The 21,608-nt window shown below is 68.4% G+C and carries 22 protein-coding genes, 1 tRNA gene and 1 pseudogene; 10 read left to right on the plus strand and 14 right to left on the minus strand.

The window, feature by feature from the left end:
• Both A5771_RS11070 and A5771_RS23965 read left to right on the plus strand, forming a co-directional pair.
• Positions 1-519 (plus strand): TetR family transcriptional regulator (locus tag A5771_RS11070; protein WP_082947184.1); only part of this gene is annotated, 519 nt, incomplete at its 5' end.
• 293 nt (positions 520-812) lie between these two features.
• Positions 813-917, plus strand: a pseudogene (locus A5771_RS23965) (SDR family oxidoreductase); the annotation flags it as partial.
• Positions 918-1,001: 84 nt separating this feature from the next.
• Here A5771_RS23965 and A5771_RS11080 read toward each other — a convergent pair.
• The 7 genes from A5771_RS11080 to aceE form a co-directional block, all read right to left on the minus strand.
• Positions 1,002-2,423, minus strand: coding sequence for an acyl-CoA carboxylase subunit beta (locus A5771_RS11080; protein WP_064855271.1), 1,422 nt, complete (start codon positions 2,421-2,423; stop codon positions 1,002-1,004).
• A 42-nt stretch (positions 2,424-2,465) separates the two neighbouring features.
• Entirely contained in the window at positions 2,466-3,734 is a 1,269-nt protein-coding gene (gene kasB / locus A5771_RS11085; protein WP_064855272.1) for a 3-oxoacyl-ACP synthase KasB, read from the minus strand.
• A gap of 33 nt (positions 3,735-3,767) precedes the next feature.
• Positions 3,768-5,018, minus strand: a complete 1,251-nt coding sequence (gene kasA / locus A5771_RS11090) for a 3-oxoacyl-ACP synthase KasA (RefSeq protein WP_064855273.1) — start codon at positions 5,016-5,018, stop codon at positions 3,768-3,770.
• Positions 5,019-5,318, minus strand: a complete 300-nt coding sequence (gene acpM, locus A5771_RS11095) for a meromycolate extension acyl carrier protein AcpM (protein WP_024440584.1) — start codon at positions 5,316-5,318, stop codon at positions 5,019-5,021.
• An 88-nt stretch (positions 5,319-5,406) separates the two neighbouring features.
• Entirely contained in the window at positions 5,407-6,318 is a 912-nt protein-coding gene (locus A5771_RS11100; RefSeq protein WP_082947185.1) for an ACP S-malonyltransferase, read from the minus strand.
• Positions 6,319-6,492: 174 nt separating this feature from the next.
• Positions 6,493-7,827, minus strand: coding sequence for a PucR family transcriptional regulator (locus A5771_RS11105; protein WP_064855275.1), 1,335 nt, complete (start codon positions 7,825-7,827; stop codon positions 6,493-6,495).
• A gap of 66 nt (positions 7,828-7,893) precedes the next feature.
• The gene (gene aceE / locus A5771_RS11110; protein ID WP_064855276.1) at positions 7,894-10,683 is read right to left on the minus strand and encodes a pyruvate dehydrogenase (acetyl-transferring), homodimeric type; all 2,790 of its coding nucleotides are present in this window, start codon (positions 10,681-10,683) and stop codon (positions 7,894-7,896) included.
• 191 nt (positions 10,684-10,874) lie between these two features.
• Here aceE and A5771_RS11115 point away from each other — a divergent pair, with 191 nt between their 5' ends.
• The 4 genes from A5771_RS11115 (at position 10,875) to A5771_RS11130 (ending at position 12,628) form a co-directional block, all read left to right on the plus strand.
• A complete protein-coding gene (locus A5771_RS11115) occupies positions 10,875-11,462 on the plus strand; it encodes a hypothetical protein (RefSeq protein ID WP_165606094.1) in 588 nt (195 codons plus the stop codon).
• Positions 11,463-11,542: 80 nt separating this feature from the next.
• Positions 11,543-11,965, plus strand: coding sequence for a DUF3052 domain-containing protein (locus A5771_RS11120; RefSeq protein ID WP_064855277.1), 423 nt, complete (start codon positions 11,543-11,545; stop codon positions 11,963-11,965).
• Entirely contained in the window at positions 11,965-12,426 is a 462-nt protein-coding gene (locus tag A5771_RS11125; RefSeq protein ID WP_064855278.1) for a peroxiredoxin, read from the plus strand. The genes A5771_RS11120 and A5771_RS11125 overlap by 1 nt, the downstream gene beginning before the upstream one ends.
• 127 nt (positions 12,427-12,553) lie before the next feature.
• Positions 12,554-12,628 (plus strand) — tRNA-Val (locus tag A5771_RS11130).
• A gap of 269 nt (positions 12,629-12,897) precedes the next feature.
• Here the strand turns inward: A5771_RS11130 and A5771_RS11135 are convergent.
• The 3 genes from A5771_RS11135 to A5771_RS11140 are packed head-to-tail and all read right to left on the minus strand — an operon-like array spanning position 12,898 to position 13,966.
• Positions 12,898-13,365 (minus strand): hypothetical protein, encoded by a 468-nt coding sequence (locus tag A5771_RS11135; RefSeq protein ID WP_064855279.1) that lies wholly within the window; start codon positions 13,363-13,365, stop codon positions 12,898-12,900.
• Between the two features lie 26 nt (positions 13,366-13,391).
• Complete coding sequence (locus tag A5771_RS22605; protein WP_234783027.1) at positions 13,392-13,544, minus strand: zinc transporter Slc39a7; 153 nt, start codon at positions 13,542-13,544, stop codon at positions 13,392-13,394.
• Between the two features lie 5 nt (positions 13,545-13,549).
• Entirely contained in the window at positions 13,550-13,966 is a 417-nt protein-coding gene (locus A5771_RS11140) for an ArsR/SmtB family transcription factor (RefSeq protein ID WP_064855280.1), read from the minus strand.
• Between the two features lie 108 nt (positions 13,967-14,074).
• Between A5771_RS11140 and fadD8 the strand changes: the two genes are divergently transcribed.
• Positions 14,075-15,667: a fatty-acid--CoA ligase FadD8 gene (gene fadD8 / locus A5771_RS11145; protein ID WP_064855281.1), complete on the plus strand. Its 1,593-nt coding sequence runs from the start codon at positions 14,075-14,077 to the stop codon at positions 15,665-15,667.
• Positions 15,668-15,669: 2 nt separating this feature from the next.
• Here the strand turns inward: fadD8 and A5771_RS11150 are convergent, their stop codons facing one another.
• From A5771_RS11150 to A5771_RS11165, 4 genes are read right to left on the minus strand one after another with little or no spacing between them, the layout of a single operon-like run.
• Positions 15,670-16,530 carry an LLM class F420-dependent oxidoreductase gene (locus tag A5771_RS11150; RefSeq protein ID WP_064855326.1) on the minus strand — a complete coding sequence of 287 codons (861 nt, stop codon included), beginning with the start codon at positions 16,528-16,530 and terminating at the stop codon, positions 15,670-15,672.
• Between the two features lie 33 nt (positions 16,531-16,563).
• Positions 16,564-17,409 (minus strand): SURF1 family cytochrome oxidase biogenesis protein, encoded by an 846-nt coding sequence (locus A5771_RS11155; RefSeq protein WP_064855282.1) that lies wholly within the window; start codon positions 17,407-17,409, stop codon positions 16,564-16,566.
• Positions 17,409-17,903, minus strand: a complete 495-nt coding sequence (locus A5771_RS11160; RefSeq protein ID WP_064855283.1) for a low molecular weight protein-tyrosine-phosphatase — start codon at positions 17,901-17,903, stop codon at positions 17,409-17,411. The genes A5771_RS11155 and A5771_RS11160 overlap by 1 nt, the downstream gene beginning before the upstream one ends.
• A complete protein-coding gene (locus A5771_RS11165) occupies positions 17,896-18,567 on the minus strand; it encodes an HAD-IA family hydrolase (protein ID WP_064855284.1) in 672 nt (223 codons plus the stop codon). The genes A5771_RS11160 and A5771_RS11165 overlap by 8 nt, the downstream gene beginning before the upstream one ends.
• 53 nt (positions 18,568-18,620) lie before the next feature.
• On the opposite strand from A5771_RS11165, the gene A5771_RS11170 reads away from it, so the two are divergent.
• The 3 genes from A5771_RS11170 to A5771_RS11180 are packed head-to-tail and all read left to right on the plus strand — an operon-like array spanning position 18,621 to position 21,607.
• A complete protein-coding gene (locus tag A5771_RS11170; protein ID WP_064855285.1) occupies positions 18,621-19,754 on the plus strand; it encodes a Nif3-like dinuclear metal center hexameric protein in 1,134 nt (377 codons plus the stop codon).
• Positions 19,751-20,485 (plus strand): zinc ribbon domain-containing protein, encoded by a 735-nt coding sequence (locus A5771_RS11175; RefSeq protein WP_064855286.1) that lies wholly within the window; start codon positions 19,751-19,753, stop codon positions 20,483-20,485. Before A5771_RS11170 ends, A5771_RS11175 begins: the two co-directional genes overlap by 4 nt.
• Positions 20,486-20,509: 24 nt before the next feature.
• Positions 20,510-21,607, plus strand: a complete 1,098-nt coding sequence (locus A5771_RS11180; protein ID WP_064855287.1) for a bifunctional RNase H/acid phosphatase — start codon at positions 20,510-20,512, stop codon at positions 21,605-21,607.
• Position 21,608: the final 1 nt, after the last annotated feature.

Raw genomic sequence — 21,608 nt, forward strand, 5'->3', positions numbered from 1 at the left:
GCCGGACTTCGCCTCAGTGACGTTGCCGCCGCAGCCGACTTGCAAGCCCCGGCGATCTACCACTACTACGCCTCACGTGACGAGCTGGTCGAGGAAGTGATGTTCGCGGGTATCTCGGGTATGCGCGAATACGTCGCGGCGGTTCTCGACGAGCTGCCCGACGGCACACCGCCACTGACGCGCCTGCTCGCCAGCGTCGAGGCTCACCTGTGTCATGTATTGCAGACCTCCGACTACGCCACCGCGTGGATCCGCAATGCCGGGCAGGTGCCGATGGCGATTCGCAAGCGGCAGATCGTCGAGGAGGAGCGCTATGGCGAGATCTGGCGCCGGCTCATCAACGACGTCGCCCGCGATGGTCAACTGCGCCCAGAACTGGACCTCTATATCGCGCAGATGCTCGTTCTCGGCTCGTTGAACTGGGCGGTGGAGTGGTGGACGCCCAGTCTGGGATCCATCGATGCGGTCGTGGAGAACGCCAAGTCGTTGATCCGCCAGGGACTCAGCGACAGCGCCTGAGCGCTGTTGCGGCGAGTTCCGGGTCAACGCAGGATCAGATCCCGCACAGCTGAATTCGTGTGTGGCTGCCACAGGCCCTGCGCCGGCACCAGCAGGGGTTCGTCGAGATCGATCACGGTAACGGCGCCGTCGACGGCGGGGCCCGACGGTGCGGTGACGAACGCGGCGGCGTCCTCTGGCAATGCCGCCGCCTGGGGTAAGCAGCCCTGCACCCGACTGACCCGGTATTGCGGATCGAATCCGGCACGCCGGCAGGCGTTGATCAGAAAGTCGCAGTAGTACGAAGCCCCGGGGCGGTCAATACCGTCGGCAAAATGCTGCGGAAGCCGATGTTGGAGACCACCGAGGCCGGGTACGACTCGATGTTCGACATCAACGCCAAGTCCGCTTACTTCTTCCCGAGCGTGCACATTTGCACACTGCTACCGGCGTGTCGCGGTACTAACACGCACTCTCGCGGGGAGGAAAGGAACCGAACCGACCTACAGCGGGATGTTCTTGTGGCGCCCGCGCCGGGCCGGAGCCTCGGCCAGCGCCTGGGTGATCTTGCTGCGGGTGTGCGAGGGATCGATCTTCTCGTCGACGACGCCGATGTCGATGGCCGAATCCACCCCGCCGGCGATCCGCTCGTGCTCCAAGGCGAGCTCCTCGTGCAGGGCCTCGCGCTCGTGATCGGGGGCGGCGGCCAGCTTCTTCTTGTGCAGGATGCCGACCGCGGCCTTGGCGCCCATCACCGCGACCTCGGCGTCCGGCCAGGCGAACACCTTGGTGGCGCCCAGCGAGCGGGAGTTCATCGCGATGTAGGCCCCGCCGTAGGTTTTCCGGGTGACCAGCGTGACCCGCGGAACGGTGGCCTCGCCGAACGCGTGCAGCAGCTTGGCGCCGCGGCGCACCACGCCACCCCACTCCTGGCCGACCCCGGGCAGGTAGCCCGGCACGTCGACGATCACGATCAGCGGAATCCCGAACGCGTCGCACAACCGCACGAAACGGGCTGCCTTCTCAGCGCTTTCGGAGTTCAGGCAGCCGCCGAGCCGCAGCGGGTTGTTGGCCAGCACCCCGACGGTGCGCCCCGACAACCGGCCCAGCCCGACCACCATCGACGGCGCCCACTTGGCCTGGAACTCGTCGAAGTGTGCGTCTGAATCGAGCAGCCTGTGCACCAGCGGGTGCACGTCATAGGCGCGTCGCGCCGACTCCGGCAGCAGCGCGTGCAGGTCGATCTCTTCCGCCTCGGCCTTGTTGCGGTCGAAATGGCCCTGCTGGCAGAACAATCCGACCAGGCGGCGGCCGCGCTCGTAGGCATCGAGTTCGTCGTCGGCGACGATGTGGCACACGCCCGACTTCTTGTGGTGGGTGTCGGGGCCGCCGAGTGCGGCCATGTCGACGTCCTCACCGGTGACGCTGCGCACCACGTCGGGGCCGGTGACGAACACCCGGCCCTCCGGGGCCATCACGATGACGTCGGTCAGCGCCGGGCCGTAGGCGGCGCCGCCGGCGGCGAAGCCGACCACCACCGAGATCTGCGGGACGTAACCCGACGCCCGGATCATCGCCTCGAAGACCCGCCCCACCGCGTGCAGTGCGCGCACCCCCTCGGCCAACCGGGCGCCACCGGAGTGCCACAGGCCCACGATCGGGCTCTGCTCGGCGATCGCGGTGTCGTAGGCGTTGACGATGTGGTCGCAGCCCTCGATACCCATCGCACCGCCCATCACGGTGCCGTCGGTGCAGAACGCGATGGTGCGCACGCCGTTGACGTTGCCGCCCGCCGCCAGCACTCCGGAGCGGTCACGCTCGTGCAGCAGTTCCACCGTGCCGTCGTCGAAGAACGTCGACAGACGCAGCAGGGGGTCGCGCGGGTCGAGTGATTCGCCCACCGTCTCGGGAGCCATGGTCGTCATCGCGCGTCTCCTTAATCGATTCTTGTCTCGCTGGGGCGACCGTTAATACCGGCCGAAGGCGAGCGCCACGTTGTGCCCGCCGAATCCGAACGAGTTGTTGATCGCGTACTGGTAGTCGCCGGCGCGCGGCTTGTCGGCCACCACATCCAGGTCGATCTCGGGGTCGAGATTGGCCAGGTTGAGCGTCGGCGGGATGATCTGGTCGCGCAAGGCGAGCACGGTGAGGATCGATTCCACCGCGCCGACCGCGCCGACGGAGTGGCCCAGCGCGCTCTTCGGCGCATAAACGGCCGCGTCGCCGCCGTGGGGGCCCAGCGCGTTGTTGATGGCGTGGCCCTCGGCCACGTCGCCCACCGAGGTTCCGGTGGCATGAGCGTTGACGTGGCTGATGTCGCCGGGAGTCAAGCCGGCCAGCTCGATGGCCCGCGTCATCGCCCGACCAGCGCTCGCGCCGTCGGGGTCCGGCGCCACGATGTGGTAGCCGTCGGAGGTGATCGATGCGCCCATGATCCGGGCGATGATGTTGGCGCCGCGGGCTTTCGCGTGCTCCTCGGTCTCGATGATCATCACCGCGGCCCCCTCGCCGAACACGAACCCGTTGCGGTCCCGGTCGAACGGGCGGCAGGCACCGGGCGGGTCGTCGTTGGTGGTGGACAGCACGATGCGCATCTGGGCGAAGCCGGCGATGGGCACGGCTTCGATCCGGGTCTCCACCCCGCCGCAGATCGCGATGTCGGCCTCGCCGAGCACGATCTGCTGCCAGGCGTGCGCGATGCCCTCCGAGCCGGACGCACACGCCGAGACCGGGGTGATCACTCCGGCCTTCGCGTGCCGGTCCAGCCCGACCGCCGCGGCCGCACCATTGGGCATGTACTTCTGCACGGTCAGCGGGGAGACCGCCTTGAGGCCGCGTTCCCGCATGCCGTCGTAGGCCCAGATGAGCTCCTCGGAAGAGCCCATCCCGGTGCCGATCGACACCAGCAGCCGGCGGGTGTCGACCTCGGGTGAGCCGGCGTGCTCCCAGGCCCGCCGGCTGATCACGGTGGACAGCTTCTGCAGGTAGGACAGTCGACGCAGCTCGGTTCGGCTCAGCCCCTCATCGAATGCCTCGGGCGTCTCGATCAGGCGCCCACCGATGCGGACCGGCAGGTCGTATTCCTCGACGAACGGGTCGGTGAGCTCTCGAATCCCGCTCTGGCCGTCGAGCAAAGCCTTCCAAGTGGACTCTGCATCGGCGGCCAGAGCGGTCGTCATGGCAAAACCGGTGACGACGACGTTGGGTAAACCGTTGCCAGTGGCCAGTGTTGACATGGGTGTTCCGAACTCCTCTTGTGACGGGAAGTGTCAGTACCGCCCGAAGGCGAGCGCCACGTTGTGCCCACCGAACCCGAACGAGTTGTTGATCGCGTACTGGTATTCGCCGTAGCGGGGCGCTCCCGCGACCACATCCAGGTTGATCTCCGGGTCGGGCGTCTCGTAGTTCAGCGTCGGCGGGATGACCCCGTCGCGCAGGGAGAGCACGGTCAGCACCGATTCCAGCGCACCGACCGCTCCGATGGAGTGGCCCAGCGCCGACTTGGGTGCGTACACCGCGGCGTGCTCGCAGCCGGCTTCCCGGATGGCGTTCGCCTCGGCGGTGTCACCGATGGGAGTGGCCGTTCCGTGGGCGTTGACGTGGTCGACGTCCTTGGCGGACAGGCCCGCCAACTCCAGCGACCGCTTCATGGCGTAACCCGCCCGCTTGCCGTCGGGGCCGGGAGCCACCATGTGGAAGGCGTCGGAGGTGATTCCGGCCCCCATTAACCGGGCCAGCGGCTTGGCGCCACGGGCCTTGGCGTGCTCCTCGGTCTCGATGATCATCAGCGCACCGGCCTCGCCGAACACGAACCCGTCACGGTCTTTGTCGAACGGCCGCGACGCACCCTCGGGGTCGTCGTTGCGGGTCGACATCGCGCGCATCATCGAGAACGTCGCGATCGGCAGCGCCTCGATGCCGCCTTCGACACCGCCGCAGACCGCGAAGTCCGCGTCACCCATCACGATCTGACGCCACGCGTGCGCGATGGCCTCGGATCCCGACGAGCAGGCCGAGACCGGGGTGATGACCCCGGCGCGGGCGCCGAGTTGCAGTCCGACCACCGCAGCGGCACCGTTGGGCATGATCATCTGCACGGCCAGCGGCGACACCTTACGGGGGCCGCCCTCGTTCATCAGGTCGTAGGTCTCGACGATCTTCTCGCCGCCGCCCAGTCCGGTACCGACGACTACGGTGAACCGGTCCGGGTCGACCTCGGGGGAACCGGCGTTCTCCCACAAGCGCCCGGCTAGCAGTTTTGCCATCCGCTGGACGTAGGACATGCGCCGCAGGTCCAGCCGGCCCATGTGGTCGTCGACCGGGTCCTTGAGGTGCCCGCCGATCTTGACCGGCAGATCCCATTTGCTAACGAAGTCATCCTCGAGGACGTGGATTCCACTCTCGCCGGCCAACAGGCCCTTCCACGTGCTCTCGACGTCCGCCCCGATTGAAGTGGTGGCCTCAACGGCGGTTACCACCACATTGGGGTAACCGCCGTTGGCCGTGGAGGGCTTGGTCACTTAGCTCTCCGAACCGAACTTCTCGCGCAGGGCCGCGGCGGCCTCGGGGTTCTCGGCCTCGAGCTTCTGGATGTAGCCCACTACGTCACCCACGGTGCGCAGACCGGCCAGGTCCTCGTCGGGGATCTTCACGCCGTACTTGTCCTCGGTCTGCACGGCGATCTCCACCATGGACAGCGAGTCGATGTCCAGGTCGTCGACGAACGACTTCTCGACGGTGACCTCGCTCGGCTCGATACCGGTCACCTCTTCGATGATCTCGGCAAGACCGGCGATGATTTCTTCCTGACTAGCAGGCACTGTGATTCCCTTCGGTTGGATCCGCACGGGGTGTGCGGGCTGATTACTGCGTATCTGGTTGTGCAGGTTGGAGCGGGCTTGAAAAGGGTTAGAACTCTGGCAGCCCGTCCAGATCTGCGGGGGATTTGACGGCGTGCGTCGGGGTCCCCCGAAGTTCGCGTTTGGCGATGCCGGCCAAGGTCCCCGCGGGCGGGAACTCCACGATCGCGCTGACGCCCCGGGCGCGAAGCGTCTCGGTGCACAGATCCCAGCGCACCGGCCGGGTCAGCTGGGCGACCAGGTTCTCCATCGCGGCGGCCGCCGAGGTGACGGGCTGCCCGTCGCGGTTGGACAACAGTGTAGCGGCGGGATCGGATGCGGCGACCTGCTCCGCAGCGGCGGAGTAGGCCTCCAGCGCGGGCGCCATGAACTGGGTGTGGAACGCGCCGGCGGTGGCCAGCTTGCGCACCCGGGCCTTGGCGGGCGGGTCTTCGGCGAGCTTGTCCAGCGCGGTCACGAGGCCCGCCGCGACGATCTGGCCGACGGCGTTGCGGTTGGCCGGGACCAGGTCGAGCTGCTCGAGGCGGGTCAGCACCTCGGTCTCGTCGCCGCCGAGCACCGCGGCCATACCGGTGGGCTCGAGTGCGCAGGCCTTGGCCATTTCCCGGCCGCGGGTGGCGGCCAGCATGACGGCGTCGTCGGGGGAGATAACGCCCGCGATGGCGTAGGCGGCGATCTCGCCGACCGAGTGGCCGGCCACGATCACGTCCTCGCCCAGCGGGCTATTGCGGCGCTGGGACAGCTCGTTGTAGGCGAGCAGCGTCGCGGCCACCACCAGCGGCTGGGTCACCGTCGTGTCGGTGATCTCCTCGGCGGTCGCGGTGGTGCCCAAGGCGACCAGATCCAGACCGCTGATCTCCGACCACGCGGCCAGCTGGCTGGCGGAACCGGGCTGTTCCAGCCACGGCGACAGCATGCCGGGAGTCTGGGATCCCTGTCCGGGAGCGAGCAACGCAATCACATCTTTAAGAGAACATTGTGAAGCGCGGTTTGCAGGATGTCCTAGAACATGAACATTGTCTTATGTTTTTGTGGAGGTCCTACAAACGTGCCATCCGATGCGACGTGTTTGATACCTTCCCGCGACAACTGCCTGGTTGAGGACGTGCTGCCGAAGCCGACCGTCCGGCGCGCCTCACCCGACCCGATGTTCGTGGGGCGCGCCCCCGCCCACCGGTGGCGTGGCGTATGTCACCGGTGGGCTGCTGAAGCTGGCATGTTGGGCCTGATTGGCCAGCCGCCCGACGGTGGCCGCCACCCGCAGCACATAGGCGTCGCGGGGCTGGGTGGGATCGCGACCGGTGAAGTCGGCGATCCGCTTGAGTCGGTAGCGGACGGTGTTTGGATGAACGAACAACTTGCGCGAGCAGGCCTCGATCGCGCCGCCACAGTCCAGGTAGGCGTCCAGCGTCTCGGTCAGCGACGGCCCGGCCTCGGCCAGGGGCCGCATCACGTCGGTGTGCAGGGCCGCGATCGCCGAGGCGTCCCCGATCAGGGCCCGCTCGGGCAGCAGCTCGCGGGCCAGCACCGGGCGCGGCGCTCCGGTCCAGCCGACCACGGCGTTCATCCCGGAGATCGCCTCGCTGGCGCTGTGGTAGGCCGCGGTCAGGCTCGGCGCGGTCGGGCCGATCACCACCGGCCCGTCGGAGAACGCGCCGAGCAGGTCGGCCAGGAACTTCTGGGTCGGTGACAGCGGGCCCGACACGATCGCCACCAGCCAGGTGCCGTGCACGTCGGTCAGCGCCGCCCGGCCGTGGCGTTCGGCGACGTCGCGGACGTCCTGGCTGGCCTTCTGGCCGGAGATGGGGGCACCTCCCGCTTGCGGGGGAGCGTCCGGGCCCGGCGGTGCGGTGCCCACCACGACCGTGGCCGGCGCGGTGGTGTCCCAGTTCAGCGCCGCCGCCCGGCTCAGCAGCTCCGGGCCGGTGTCGCCGCGCACCACGGCGTCCACCACGCTGGCCTCCATCCGGGAATCCCAGGTGCCGCGAGCCTCGGCGGCGTCGGCGTAGGCGGAGGCGGCGGTGAAAGCCAGGTCACGGCTGTACTTGAGGATGCCCACCGTCAGTGCGGTGACCTGCTCCTCGGAGCGGGCCAGCAGCGGCACGACCTCCTCGAAGAACTCCATGGTGACCCGCACCATGTCCACGGTGTGCCGCAGCGCGATGTGGCGGGTCAGCTCTTGCGGCACCAGCTCAAACGCCTGCGCGGTGTGGCTGACGTTGCCGTGCGGGTCGTGCATCCACTCGGCGAAGTTGACCACGGCGGTCTGTACCACCAGGGCGACGCTGGCGCGCTGGGACGCCTCCAGGTCGGCGAAGAAGGGCAGCCGGTCGCCCATCGCCGACACCGCCTCGGTGGCCAGTCGGCCCGAATAGTGCTTGAGCCGGCGCAGCAGCGTGTCCGGTACGGCGCTGAGCAGCTCCAGAGTGGACCGCGGCAGGACCGGCCCACCCGGACTGTTGTCAACCATCCCTAAAAGCTACGCCAGATTTCTGGTGACTCCCAACAATAAGCGGCGGGTGTCAGGCGGCGGGTGTCAGGCGACGCCCGAGTCCGACGTCTGCTCAGGCGCGGCCATCACGTCGTCGATCCGGTACCGGTCCGCGGCCGTGGCCGCGACCGATGCGTCGATCGACCCATCGCGGGCCAAGGCCGCCAGCACCGCGACCACGACTGATTCGGCATCGGTGTTGAAGTAACGCCGCGCGGCCGGTCGGGTATCGGAGAAGCCGAACCCGTCGGTGCCCAGTGTGACGTAACTGCCGGGCACCCAAGGCCGGATCTGTTCGGGCACCGCGCGCATCCAGTCCGACACCGCGACAACCGGGCCGGTCGCGTCCGCCAGTGCCTGAGTCACATACGGCACCCCGGCCTCTCGGTCAGGGTGGCGCAACCGCTCGCGTTCGACCGCGACGCCGTCCCGGTTGAGCTCACCCCAGCTGGTCACCGACCAGACGTCGGCGGCCACATCCCAGTCGGCGGCCAGCATGTCGGCGGCCCGTAGCGCCTCGGGCATCGACACGCCGGAGGCCAGGATCTGGGCGGCGTGGGATCGGGGCTCCGCGGCCTGTTGGTAGCGGTAGATGCCGCGCAGCAGTCCGTCCGGGTCGAAGCCCTCCGGCTCCGCCGGTTGGACATAGGGCTCGTTGTAGATGGTCATGTAGAAGTACACGTTCTCCGGGTTCGCGCCGAACATGCGCTGCAGCCCGCTTTCGATGATGTAGGCGATCTCGAAGGCGAACGCCGGATCGTACGAGACCACCGCCGGGTTGGTGCTGGCCAACAGCAGCGAGTGCCCGTCGGCGTGCTGCAGACCCTCACCGGTCAAGGTGGTGCGGCCCGCGGTGGCGCCGAGCAGGAAACCGCGCGCCATCTGGTCGGCGGCCGCCCAGAGCCCGTCACCGGTGCGCTGGAAGCCGAACATCGAGTAGAAGATGTAGATCGGGATCATCGGCTCATCGTGGGTGGCATACGACGTCCCGACCGCAGTGAACGACGCCGTCGAGCCGGCCTCGTTGATGCCCTCATGCAGGATCTGGCCGACTTCGCTTTCCTTGTAGGCCAGCATCAGATCGGCGTCGACGGAGGTGTAGAGCTGCCCGTAGCGGTTGTAGATCTTCAACGACGGGAACCATGAGTCCATCCCGAACGTGCGCGCCTCGTCGGGGATGATCGGGACCAGCCGATCCCCGATTTCCTTGTCCCGCAACAGTTCTTTGAACACCCGCACGGTTGCCATGGTGGTGGCGACTTCTTGGGTGCCCGATCCCTTCTTGACCGCCGCATACGGCCTCGAGTCGGGCAGCGTCAGTGCGCGGGCCTGGGTGCGGCGGTGCGGGACGAAACCGCCGAGACTGCGTCGGCGGTCCAGCAGATAGCGGATCTCCGGGGCGTTCTCGCCGGGGTGGTAGTACGGCGGCAGATACGGGTTGTCCTCGAGTTCAGCGTCGGAGATGGGAATTCGCATCTCGTCGCGGAAATCCTTGAGGTCCTGCAGGCGGAACTTCTTCATCTGGTGGGTGGCGTTGCGGCCGGCGAAATAGCTGCCCAGGCTGTAGCCCTTGATGGTCTTGGCCAGGATGACGGTCGGCTGGCCCTTGTGCTCGACGGCGGCCCGGTAGGCCGCATGGACCTTGCGGTAGTCGTGCCCGCCGCGTTTGAGGTGCCAGATGTCCTGGTCGGACAGATCCTCGACCAGGGCCTTGGTACGCGGGTCGCGGCCGAAGAAGTGCTGACGCACATAGCCGCCGTCGTTCGCCTTGTAGGTCTGGTAGTCGCCGTCGGGCGTGACGTTCATCAGGTTGACCAGGGCGCCGTCCCGGTCGGCGTGCAACAGGGCGTCCCACTCGCGGCCCCAGACCACCTTGATCACGTTCCAGCCCGCCCCGCGGAAGAACGATTCGAGTTCCTGGATGATCTTGCCGTTGCCGCGCACCGGGCCGTCGAGGCGCTGCAGGTTGCAGTTGATCACGAAGGTCAGGTTGTCCAGGCCCTCCAGCGCGCCGACGTGCAGCAGGCCGCGGCTCTCCGGCTCGTCCATCTCGCCGTCGCCCAAAAAGCACCATACGTGCTGGTCGGAGGTGTCCTTGATGCCGCGGTCGTGCAGGTAGTGGTTGAACCGGGCCTGATAGATGGCGTTCATCGGGCCCAGCCCCATCGAGACCGTGGGAAACTCCCAGAAGTCGGGCATCAGCCGCGGATGCGGGTAGGACGGCAGCCCACCGTCGGGATGGCTGTGCTCCTGCCGGAAGCCGTCGAGTTGGTGGGTGCTCAGCCGGCCCTCCAGGAACGCCCGCGCGTAGATGCCGGGGGAGGCGTGGCCCTGGATGAAAATCTGGTCTCCGCCGCCGGGGTGGTTTTTGCCGCGGAAGAAGTGGTTGAACCCGACCTCATAGAGCGTCGATGACGACGCGTAAGTCGAGATATGCCCGCCGACACCGACTCCCGGCCGCTGCGCACGGTGCACCATCACTGCGGCGTTCCAGCGGATCCACCGGCGAAAGCGGCGTTCGGTGTCCTCGTCGCCAGGGAACCAGGGCTCCAGTTCGGTGGGGATGGTGTTGACGTAGTCGGTGGAGGTGAGCGCCGGAATCGCCACCCGCTGCTCGCCGGCGCGTTCCAGTAGCCGCAGCATCAGGTAGCGGGCGCGGGACTGACCAGACCGGGCCAGCAGCTGGTCGAAGGACTCCAACCACTCGGAGGTCTCTTCCGGGTCGATGTCGGGAAGGTAGGACGCCACCCCTTCGCGGATCACCCGGACCCGGTCGGATTCGCTTGCGGCGCTTAACTTATTGACCGGATCTTGGTGCACGGCCTCGGTAGTCAACGCATTACTCCTTGGTTTGGAGGTCAAGACGTGTCTCCCGGCTTGTGGCCAGAACGACACCGGACCGATCGCTTCGCCGGTCTTGTCTTTTCTATCCTGCCTCACCGGGCCCGGGACCGGCGGTGGGTGAGTGACGGATGGGGGTGGGCTGATCTCGGCATGTGACCGCCTACCCGGTAACGTCTGACGCTGTGCTGACCGGATGGCGGACCGTCCCGCGGGGGCGGGCGCGGCGACACGCCCGGGCGGGTGCGCTGGTGGCCGGTGGAACCGCGGCGGTGGCGATGGGCGTCGTCGGCTGCACCAGCATCATCGGCGGAACGCCGGAGGCGGACACCTCGGCGGCGCCGGCGTACCGCTCCTCGGTGTCGGCGTCGGTGTCGGCCTCGGAGGCGACCTCGAGCATCCGTGAGACCCAGCGCCAGCAGTCGATGACGACCCAGGCGGTGCGCGGCGCATGCGGCAGGTTCGCCTCGAGCAGCAGCGACGCCGTCGACACCGTGAACAAGTACGTGGAGGCGTTCAACAGCGGCGGTGACATCCCCGGAACCGCCGGGCCCGCGGTCGAGGCGCTCAACCACAGCGCCGACGAGGTGTCCGGCGCCATCAACGAGAAGCTGTCGACGGAACTCAAGGACGCGTTCACCACCTATGCCGACGCCGCCCGCGGCGTGGCGACCGCGATTTCGTCCAAGGCGCCGGTCTCGGTGTACAACGCCCGCAAAGACGAGCTCAACCGGGCCCGGGAGAAGGGGATGCAGCTGTGCCGAGCCTTCTGAGGTCACCGATCTTTTCGGACCCGGCTGTGCAACGATGATGCCCAACACTCAGCACGGTGAAAGTCGAAGGAGGTCACACGGTGGTCGCGGCGGATAACGCCCCGAACTTCGCCCGCAAATTGGGCATAGAAAACAAGCAGTTGGTCCAGGAGTTCGGCTGGGACGACGACGCCGACGACGACATCCGTGTCGACGTCGAAGAGGCCTGTGGCAGTGAACTGCTCGATGAAGACACCGACGAGGTGGTCGACGTGGTGCTGCTGTGGTGGCGCGACGGCGACGGCGACTTGGTGGACACCCTGATGGACGCGATCACCGCGCTGGCCGACGACGGCGTGATCTGGGTGCTGACCCCCAAGACCGGCAAGTCCGGCCATGTTCAGCCCGCCGAGATCGCGGAGGCGGCGCCGACCGCCGGGCTGATGCCGACCTCGTCGGTCAACCTCGGCGACTGGAGTGCCAGTCGACTGGTTCAGCCCAAATCGAGGACGGGAAAGCGTTGATGCTGGAAGTCGGTACCGAAGCTCCTGATTTCACCCTCAAGGACCAGAATCAGCAGCAGGTCACCCTGAGCGATTACCGCGGTGAGAAGAACGTTTTGCTGGTGTTCTTCCCGTTGGCGTTCACCGGCATTTGCGAGGGTGAGCTGGGTCAATTGCGTGACCATCTGCCGACCTACGTCAACGACGACAGCGTGGCACTGGCCATCTCGGTCGGTCCGCCGCCCACCCACAAGATCTGGGCCACCCAGAGCGGGTTCCTGTTCCCGGTGCTCTCGGACTTCTGGCCGCACGGCGCGGTCAGCCAGACCTATGGGGTGTTCAACGAAGACACCGGCTTCTCCAACCGCGGCACTTTCGTGGTCGACAAGTCCGGGATCATCCGGTTCGCCGAGATGAAGGCGCCCGGCGAGGCCCGCGACCAGCAGCTCTGGGTCGACGCGCTGGCGGCGCTGAAGTCCTGACGCTGTTCGCGGTGAGTGTGCGGTCCGCCCGCCGACACGCCGCCTGAGGCGGCATTCTGTGCACGGTCGTCGCGGGGTGTAGCCGTTTTGGGTCTGCGGTACCGGCCCGGTAACCTCCCCGAGGCAGGGGCGCGTAGCTCAGTGGTAGAGCTCTGGTTTTACACACCAGCGGTCGGCGGTTCGATACCGTCCGCGCCCACCAGCGTGGTTTGACGTCGGCGTAAACGGTCAATGCAACGCCCATGACCACTTCTCCCTTGCCGCCAGATCCAGGTTCGATCCCGCCTCCGGCTCCGGGAACACCCGGCGCGGCTGGAACCGGCACATCGGACGTACCCCCCACGACCGGCTCGCAGCTGACGCCGGCGGGCCGGCCGGGGGCATCACCAGGGCTGATGCTGTGGGTGGGACTGGCCGTGCTGGCCGTGATCATCATCGTCTTGATCGTGCTAGCGGTATGAGCGCCGCCGGTCAGTCCGGACCGGTGCCAGCGAGTTCGGCTTGGCGCGAGTGCCAAATCAGTCCAGCGAGTGCGCGACCGCGCCGAGGCTGGTGAAGGGCGAGCTGCTCGGGAATCTCGCCGGACAGCAGGGCAGTGGGGCTGGTCAGCCAGGTCCACAGTGGCCATCCGGTGATGCCGGCCTCGGCGAGCGCCGCCAGTATGGGTTGCAGTTCGGGGCGGGGACGGCCGAGCTCGTCCAGCTGGAACGCCGGGATCACGGTCCGCCCCTGGTGGGTAAGGGTGAATACCTCGTGGCTTTCGCGGCGGCGGGTCAGCCACGTCCGGGTGTTGGAAGTGGTGGTGTCCCCAACATTGCGTGCCATCAGCGCCCGAAGGAGATCGGTGCGGGTCGTCGAGGCGTGATCGGCTTGCAGCACGCGCACGTGCCCGATGAGGTCGAGTGCCTCCTCGACGTCGCAACGGCTTACCCCCCGCACCTCGAGGTGGCCAGCTCCGTCAGGGCTCAGTGCGAATGGGCGTGCCCCTCGTCGGCAAGTCCGGCCTCATGCACGTGCGGATGGCTGTGCACGGTGCCGTCGTCATGAGTGTGTTCGTGTTCGTGCTCGACGTGCTCGTGCGCATGCGGCGCGTCATGGTCGTGGTTGTGGTGCGACATGGGGCTCAACTCCCTTGTTCGATGATTCGTTGCCTCAGCGCGGGCAACGCCTGGCCGGCAGCGGCCGGCAGGTAGTTGGCGCCACGGTGATGTGGCGGCACTCCGGGGCCGGCGTGCTCGGCGTTGAAGACGGCGTCGGTGACCAATTGGCAGACGTGCTCGTTCTCCATGCTGTAGAAGACCGTGGTGCCTTCCCGGCGAGTGCGCACCAGCCGTGCCATCCGGAGTTTCGCCAGGTGCTGGGAGACCGACGGGGCCGGTTTGCCGACGTGTTCGGCGAGTTCGCTCACCGACATCTCGCGGCTGGTCAGCGCCCAGAGCACCTGCACCCGGGTGGCGTCGGCCAGCATCCGGAACACCTCGACGATCAGGCCCACCTGATCGTCGGGTAGCCGGTCGGCCGGGCCAGTATCTGCATGCATACGCAAATAATAGATCTTCGGGGCGGCGGGGTGTCAACCCTCGGCCCGTCCCGGGGCTGTCGGTAGTCTCCAGCGACAACCCGTCAGCGCAGTAGCAGAGGTGAACCGATGTCGACGTACGACTTGCGCCACCCCATCCATTCCGGGCATCTGACCGTGGGCGCCCTCAAGCGCAACAAGGACAAACCGGTGCTGGCCCTCGGCGACACCACGCTGACCGGCGGCCAGCTCGCCGAGCGCATCAGCCAATACATTCAGGCCTTCGAGGCGCTCGGCGCCGACACCTGCGGCCTGCTGTCACTGAACCGCCCCGAGGTGCTGATGATCATCGGCGCCGGGCAGACCCAAGGCTATCGGCGCACCGCCCTGCACCCGCTGGGGTCGCTGGACGACCACGCCTATGTGCTGGCCGACGCCGGGGTCAGCACGCTGATCATCGACCCCACCCCGGCCTTCGTGGAGCGCGCCCTGGGCCTGCTCGACAAGGTGCCCGCGCTGCGACAGGTGCTGACCATCGGGCCGGTGCCACCGGAGCTCGACGGCAAGGCGGTCGACCTGGCCGCCCAAGCCGCCAAATTCGAGCCACAGCCCCTGGTGGCCGCCGATCTGCCCACAGACCACATCGGCGGGCTCACCTACACCGGCGGGACCACCGGAAAACCGAAGGGCGTCATCGGCACCGTGGGGTCCATCACCGCGATGACGACCATTCAGCTCGCCGAGTGGGAGTGGCCGGAACAGCCCAAGTTTTTGATGTGCACCCCGCTCTCCCATGCGGGCGCGGCGTTCTTCGTGCCGACCATCGTCAAGGGCGGCCAACTGGTGGTGCTGACCAAGTTCGACCCGGCCGAGGTGCTGCGCGTGATCGAGGAGCAGAAGATCACCGCCACCATGCTGGTGCCGTCGATGATCTACGCGCTGCTGGATCACCCGGATTCGCACACCCGCGACCTGTCCTCGCTGGAGACGGTGTACTACGGCGCCTCGGCGATGAACCCGGTCCGGCTCCAGGAGGGCATCGATCGGTTCGGCCCGATCTTCGCTCAGTACTACGGCCAGTCCGAGGCGCCGATGGTGATCACCTACCTGGCCAAGGGGGACCACGACCAGAAGCGACTCACCTCCTGCGGCCGCCCGACGCTGTTCGCCCGGGTGGCGCTACTCGGCGAGGACGGCAAACCGGTGGCCCAGGGCGAGGTCGGCGAGATCTGTGTGTCCGGGCCGCTGCTCTCCGGTGGCTACTGGAAGCTTCCGGAGGCCACCGCCGAGACGTTCAAGGACGGCTGGATGCACACCGGCGACCTGGCCCGTGAAGACGAAGACGGCTTCTACTACATCGTGGACCGCACCAAGGACATGATCGTCACCGGCGGCTTCAACGTGTTCCCCCGCGAGGTCGAGGACGTCATCGCCGAGCACCCCTGCGTGGCTCAGGTGTGCGTGATCGGCACCCCCGACGAGAAGTGGGGTGAGGCGGTGACCGCGGTGGTGGTGCTGCGTGCCGGTGTCGACACCGGTGCCGCGGCCATCGCCGCGATGGCAGCCGAGATCCAGTCCGCGGTCAAAGAACGCAAGGGCTCGGTCCAATCACCCAAGCAGGTCGTCGTCGCGGAATCGCTGCCGGTGACCGCGCTGGGTAAGCCGGACAAGAAGGCGGTGCGCGCCCAATTCTGGTCCGGCGCAGCACGTTCGGTCGGCTGAGGTCAGCCCAGCGCCTCAGCCAGCCGGCGCCACTGCGCGCGCGGAAAGGCGCGCGGGTCCGCGTCCAGCAACTGCACACAGACGTGGTCGGCGCCGGCGGCCCGGTGCTCGGCGATCCGGCTGGTCACGGCCTCCGGGGTGCCCCAGGCGATGATCGCGTCGAATAACCGATCACTGACTTCAGCGATGTCGTCCTCGGAGAAACCTGACCGCAGCAGATTGTTGGCGTAGTTGGGCAGTGCCAGGTAGGGGCCCAGCCACTTGGTGCCGATCGCGCGTGCTTCGTCGCGGCTGGTGCACAGGATCGCGGTCTGCTCGGGCAGCAGCAACGGTCCGTCGCCGAGGTGCTCGCGGGCAAACCGGGTGTGCTCGGGGGTGGTCAGGTAGGGGTGGGCCCCGCGGCTGCGGGTGGCGGCCAGTTTGAGCATCTTCGGGCCCAGCGCCGCGAGCACCCGCGAATCGACCGGGACGGGCGCGTCGGCGGCGTCCAGCCCGTCGAGAAACTCGCTCATCGCGCGCAGCGGCCGGCGGTATCGCCCGGGGTCCCCGGCGTCGATCAGCGGAGCGTGGCTGACCCCGATGCCGAGCAGGAACCGGTCACCGTGCGTCGCGGTCAGCGATGCGTAGGACGCCGCGACGTCGGCCGGGGTGTGCATCCACAGGTTCAGGATTCCGGTGGCGATGACCGCCTGCCGGGTGGCCGACAGCAGGTTTTCCACCGAGTCGAACACCGGGCCACCGACGTCGGGGATCCACAATGCGCCGAAGCCCAAGTCCTCCAGCTCGGCGGCCGCCTCGGCGGCCTCGCCCTGATCGCCGTAGCGCAGCGGCGCACTCCAGATCCCGACGCCCGTGATGTTCACCATGACTCCAGGATGGCACGGCGCCGGCGACGGTCAGCGCCGGCGGCCGTACCGGTCGGCGAGCTTCTGCTCGACGGTCATCGGCGATGCGGGCTCGTCGGTGTCGGGGTCATCGATGGTCCGTTCGTCGAGAGCCTTCTCCGACCGCCGGGCGCGTATCTCGGCGTACGCGAAGTAGCCCAAGCCGATCGGGGCGAGGATCCCGAACGCGATCCACTGGATCCCGTAGGACAAGAACGGCCCGTTATCGCGGCGCGGTAGCGCGATCAATCCCAGCCCGCCCGGCTGGTCCTCCACCAGCTGCAGGTAGGAGCCGGTGAGCGGGACCCCGGTGAATGCCGCGACCTGGTCGGTGTTGATCGAATACACCTGACGGAAACCGTTCTCGCTGAACGGATTCTTGCCCGGAATCACCTCCTGCGGATCCCGCAGCCGTGCGGTGATGGTGACCTGCTCATCCGGTGGCGGCGGGATCTGCGGCATCCGCGAGCCGCCGTCGTCGGTGCGCACATAGCCGCGGTTGACCAGTACGGTCGGCCCGCCGCGGACCGCGAACGGCGTCAGCACCTCAAACGCCGGCACCCCTTCGACCAGCCGCAACCGCACCAGCACCTGTGCCTCGGCAAGGTAGTGCCCGGTGGCACTCACCGGCCGCCACTGATCGTCCGGCGCCGACGAATCTTGGTGCGGCAACAGCGTTGTCAGCGGCACCGGCTCCGCGGTCAGCGCGTGTTCGAGCTGGCTGTTGGCCCGCGACGTGGTGGTGTTCTTGCCCAGCTGCCAGGGCGCCAGCACGGTGAAACACAGATAGGCGAAGGCCAGCACCACCACCGCCAGGGCCAGCCAGCTCGGGCGCAGCAGGAAGGCCAGCCGCCGCATCAGCCGCCCTCGCCGCCCGCCAGCTGCGCGTCGACCCAGTCGTGCAGGCCCGGCAGCGCGGCCGCGATGACCTCAAAAGCCCGCTGGAAATCGTCGTGGCCGCCGTAGTAGGGATCCTCGACGTCGGGGACGGCGGCACCCGAACGCGGATCGAAGGAGCGCAGCATCCGGATCCGCTCAGCCGGAACCCCGAGCCCGCGAAGCCAGCCGACATGGTTGCGCCCCAGCGCCACCACCAGATCGGCCGACATGTGGTCGGCGTCGACCTGAGCGGCGCTGTGCTCCACCGGATAGCCGTGGGCGAGCAGCACCCGGTTGGTGCGCTCGTCGGCGCCCTTGCCGGTGTGCCAATCCGCGGTCCCGGCGCTGGTGACCCGCACCGCATCACCCAAGCCACGCTGCGCAAGCTCGTGGGCGAACATCTTCTCGGCCATCGGGGAGCGGCAGATGTTGCCGGTGCAGACGAACGTGACATGCAAGGTCGGCTCAGACACCGAGCACCTCCCGCAACTCGGCGACGGTCTGGACGCGGGCGGCCGGACCTGTCTCGGCGTCGTCGTAATCGGCCTGCCCGTAACCCCAGCCGACCAGCACGGTGTCGATACCGTGCACGGCCGCCCCGTCCACGTCGTGGCGCCGGTCGCCCACCATCAGCACCCGGTCCGGCAGCGGCGCCAGCTGCTCCAGCGCGTGGGCCAGCACGTCGGACTTGGTCGCCCGCCTGCCGTCGACGCTGGCGCCGGCGACGACGTCGAAGAACCCGTCGAGTGAGAAGTGGGCCAGGATCTTGCGTGCGGTCGGCTCGACTTTGGAGGTGGCGACGGCCAGCCGCACCCCGGCGGCCCGCAGGTCGGCCAGCAACGCGGTGACGCCGTCGAACATGGTGTTCATCATCCAGCCGCGGCTGGTGTAGTCGGCGCGGTAGGCCGCGATCGCTGCGTCGGTCTGTTCGCCGAGGCCCATCGCGGCCAGCGTGTGGTGCATCGGCGGGCCGACGAGCTGTTGGGCCAGATCACCGCCGGGGACCGGCGCCCCGATGTGGTCCAGTGCGTGGCGGAAGCTGGCGACGATCCCGGCGGCGGAGTCGGTCAAGGTGCCGTCCAGGTCGAAGATCACCAGCTCGGCGGTGGCAGTGGTCGTGCGCGTCACGGCCCCCATTGTCCCCGACGTGCGCGGCGGGCCCGCCGGGTGGCGCACTACTGTCTTGAAGTGTGACTGCGCGGCTGGCTGACGTCATCGACGTGCTGGACGCCGCCTACCCGCCGGAACTGGCCCAGTCCTGGGATTCGGTCGGGCTGGTCTGCGGCGACCCCGACGAGCTGGTGAGCTCGGTGACCGTGGCCGTCGACGCCACCGCCGCGGTGGTCGACGAGGTTCCCGAGGGCGGCCTGCTGCTGGCTCATCATCCGCTGCTGCTGCGCGGGGTGGACACCGTGGCCGCGAGCACGCCCAAGGGAGCCCTGATCCACCGGCTGATCCGTTCCGGACGTGCCTTGTTCACCGCCCACACCAACGCCGACGCGGCCAGCCCCGGGGTATCGGATGCGCTGGCCGAGGCGCTGGGGCTGACGGTGGAGGCCGTGCTGGAACCGGCGGTCAGGCCTCCCGACACCGACAAGTGGGTGATCTACACCCCGACCGAGCACGCCGAGGCGGTGCGGGCCGCGGTGTTCGCCGCCGGGGCCGGGCACATCGGGGACTATGCGCAGTGCAGCTGGAGTGTGGCCGGTACCGGGCAGTTTTTGCCCGGCGCCGGGGCGGCGCCGACAATAGGCCAGGTGGGCGCGGTGGAGCGCGTCGCCGAGGACCGCGTCGAGGTGGTGGCGCCGGCCCGGATCCGCGGCCGGGTCCGCGCGGCGCTGCTGGCCGCGCACCCCTACGAGGAGCCGGCGTTCGACGTCTTCGCGCTGCAGCCGCTACCGGCCGGTGTCGGGATCGGCCGGATCGGCACCTTGGCAGCGCCGGAGCCGCTGAGCGCCTTCGTCGCCCGGGTCGCCGCCGGGCTGCCCGCCACCTCATGGGGGGTGCGCGCGGCCGGGGATCCGGATCTGCCGGTGTCGCGGGTCGCGGTCTGCGGCGGTGCCGGGGACTCGCTGCTGGATGCGGCGGCCAAGGCCGACGCCCAGGTTTTCCTCACCGCGGATCTGCGTCACCACCCGGCCGACGAGCACTCCCGCCGGTCACCGGTGGCGCTGGTCGACGTGGCGCACTGGGCCAGTGAATACCCCTGGTGCGCGCAAGCCGCCGACGTGCTCCGTTCGCACTTCGGTGCGGCCGTGCCGGTGCGCGTCAGCGCGCTGCGCACCGACCCCTGGAACCTCGCTTGCGAAGGAGACCGGCAATGAAAGCCGAAGTGGCACAGCAACGTTCGCTGCTGGAATTGTCGGAGATCGACGCCGAGCTGTCCCGGCTCGCGCATCGGGCCGGTCATTTGCCCGAACAGCAGGACCGGATGCGCATTCAGGCCGATCACACGGCTGCCTCCGATCGGATGGCCGCGCTGGAACTGGCGTTGGAGGACTTGGACGCCCAGGCCGCCCGCTTCGAGTCGGAGATCGACGCGGTGCGCCAGCGCGAGGACCGCGACCGCGCCCTGCTGGACTCGGGGCAGGTCAATGCCAAGCAGGTCGCCGACCTGCATCACGAGCTGGAGACGTTGCAGCGCCGCCAGGCCAGCCTGGAGGACTCGCTGCTGGAGCTGCTGGAGCAGCGCGAGCAACTGCAGGCCCAGGCGACCGCCGAGTCGGCCGTGATCGACGGACTGGCCGCCGACCTGGCCCGGGTGCAGCAGACGCTGGACACCGCCTCGGGCGAGATCGAGGCCACCCGCGCCCAGCGTGCGGCGAGCCGCGAGCAGCTGGCCGCAGCGATCGACGCCGAGCTGCTGGCGCTCTATGAGCGGCAGCGCGCATCCGCCGGCGTCGGTGCCGGACCGCTGCGGGGCGGCCAGTGTGGGGCCTGCCGGATCGAGATTGACCGCGGCGAGCTGGCGCGGTTCTCGGCGGCTCCGCCGGAGGAGGTGCTGCGCTGTCCGGAGTGCAGTGCGATCCTGCTGCGGGTCAAGGACTTCGGTTAATGCGGCGCCGATGAAGGTGGTGGGATGAAGGTCGTAGTCGAGGCCGACGGCGGGTCGCGCGGCAACCCGGGGCCGGCTGGCTACGGAACGGTGGTGTGGTCCGCGGATCGCGCCGAGGTGCTGGCCGAAGCTCAGGAGTCGATCGGCACGGCCACCAACAATGTTGCCGAATACCGTGGCCTGGTCGCGGGTTTGACCGAGGCGGCACGGTTGGGTGCCGCCGAGGTCGCGGTGTTCATGGACTCCAAGCTGGTGGTCGAGCAGATGGCCGGACGGTGGAAGGTCAAGCATCCGGACCTGATCCCCTTACATCGGCAGGCCCGCGAATTGGCCGCGAAGTTCGACCACGTCCGCTACAGCTGGATTCCGCGGGAGAAGAACTCGCATGCCGACCGGCTGGCCAACCAGGCGATGGACGCCGCGGCCGGAATCGAGAGGCCCGCACCGAAGAATGCGGAGCCGGTCGAGAAGTCCTTGGCGCCCACCGCACCCGGCTGGACGGGTGCAACAGGCACACCCACCCGGCTGTTGCTGCTGCGGCACGGGCAGACCGAATTGTCGGTGCAGCGCCGCTACTCCGGACGGGGCAACCCACCGCTGACCGACACCGGCCGGGCGCAGGCCGATGCGGCCGCACGCTATCTCGCTGCGCGCGGCGGCATCTCGGCGGTGATCAGTTCGCCGCTGCAGCGCTGTTATGACACGGCCACCGCGGCGGCGAAGCTGCTGCACCTGGACGTGACCGTCGATGAGGACCTGACCGAAACCGATTTCGGTGCCTGGGAGGGGCTGACCTTCGTCGAAGCGGCCGCGCGCGACCCGGAATTGCACGGGCGGTGGCTGAAGGACACCTCCACGCAGCCACCGGAGGGGGAGAGCTTCGATGCGGTGCAGCAGCGGGTGGCACGAGCGCGCGACCGGATCCTCGCCGAACACCGCGGTACCACCGTGTTGGTGGTATCGCACGTGACACCGATCAAAACCGTGCTGCGCCTGGCGCTGGACGCCGGTCCGGCGATCCTCTACCGACTCCACCTGGATCTGGCGTCGCTGAGCATCGCTGAGTTCTTTGCATATGGGCCGGCTTCGGTGCGGCTGGTGAACCAGACGGCCTATCTCTAGT

The organism is Mycolicibacter sinensis (assembly GCF_001667375.1).
GTDB classification, from domain to species: Bacteria; Actinomycetota; Actinomycetes; order Mycobacteriales; family Mycobacteriaceae; genus Mycobacterium; species Mycobacterium sinense_A.

What these genes read in the sequence shown, in the direction of transcription:
- A5771_RS11105 (WP_064855275.1), bottom strand. Translation starts at nt 7,827, where the DNA reads ATGGTTGACAACAGTCCGGGTGGGCCGGTCCTGCCGCGGTCCACTCTG.
- A5771_RS22605 (WP_234783027.1), bottom strand. Translation starts at nt 13,544, where the DNA reads ATGTCGCACCACAACCACGACCATGACGCGCCGCATGCGCACGAGCAC.
- A5771_RS11155 (WP_064855282.1), bottom strand. Translation starts at nt 17,409, where the DNA reads ATGCGGCGGCTGGCCTTCCTGCTGCGCCCGAGCTGGCTGGCCCTGGCG.
- A5771_RS11180 (WP_064855287.1), top strand. Translation starts at nt 20,510, where the DNA reads ATGAAGGTCGTAGTCGAGGCCGACGGCGGGTCGCGCGGCAACCCGGGG.
- A5771_RS11125 (WP_064855278.1), top strand. Translation starts at nt 11,965, where the DNA reads ATGCTGGAAGTCGGTACCGAAGCTCCTGATTTCACCCTCAAGGACCAG.
- A5771_RS11165 (WP_064855284.1), bottom strand. Translation starts at nt 18,567, where the DNA reads ATGGGGGCCGTGACGCGCACGACCACTGCCACCGCCGAGCTGGTGATC.
- A5771_RS11140 (WP_064855280.1), bottom strand. Translation starts at nt 13,966, where the DNA reads ATGCATGCAGATACTGGCCCGGCCGACCGGCTACCCGACGATCAGGTG.
- A5771_RS11175 (WP_064855286.1), top strand. Translation starts at nt 19,751, where the DNA reads ATGAAAGCCGAAGTGGCACAGCAACGTTCGCTGCTGGAATTGTCGGAG.
- fadD8 (WP_064855281.1), top strand. Translation starts at nt 14,075, where the DNA reads ATGTCGACGTACGACTTGCGCCACCCCATCCATTCCGGGCATCTGACC.
- kasB (WP_064855272.1), bottom strand. Translation starts at nt 3,734, where the DNA reads ATGTCAACACTGGCCACTGGCAACGGTTTACCCAACGTCGTCGTCACC.
- A5771_RS11080 (WP_064855271.1), bottom strand. Translation starts at nt 2,423, where the DNA reads ATGACGACCATGGCTCCCGAGACGGTGGGCGAATCACTCGACCCGCGC.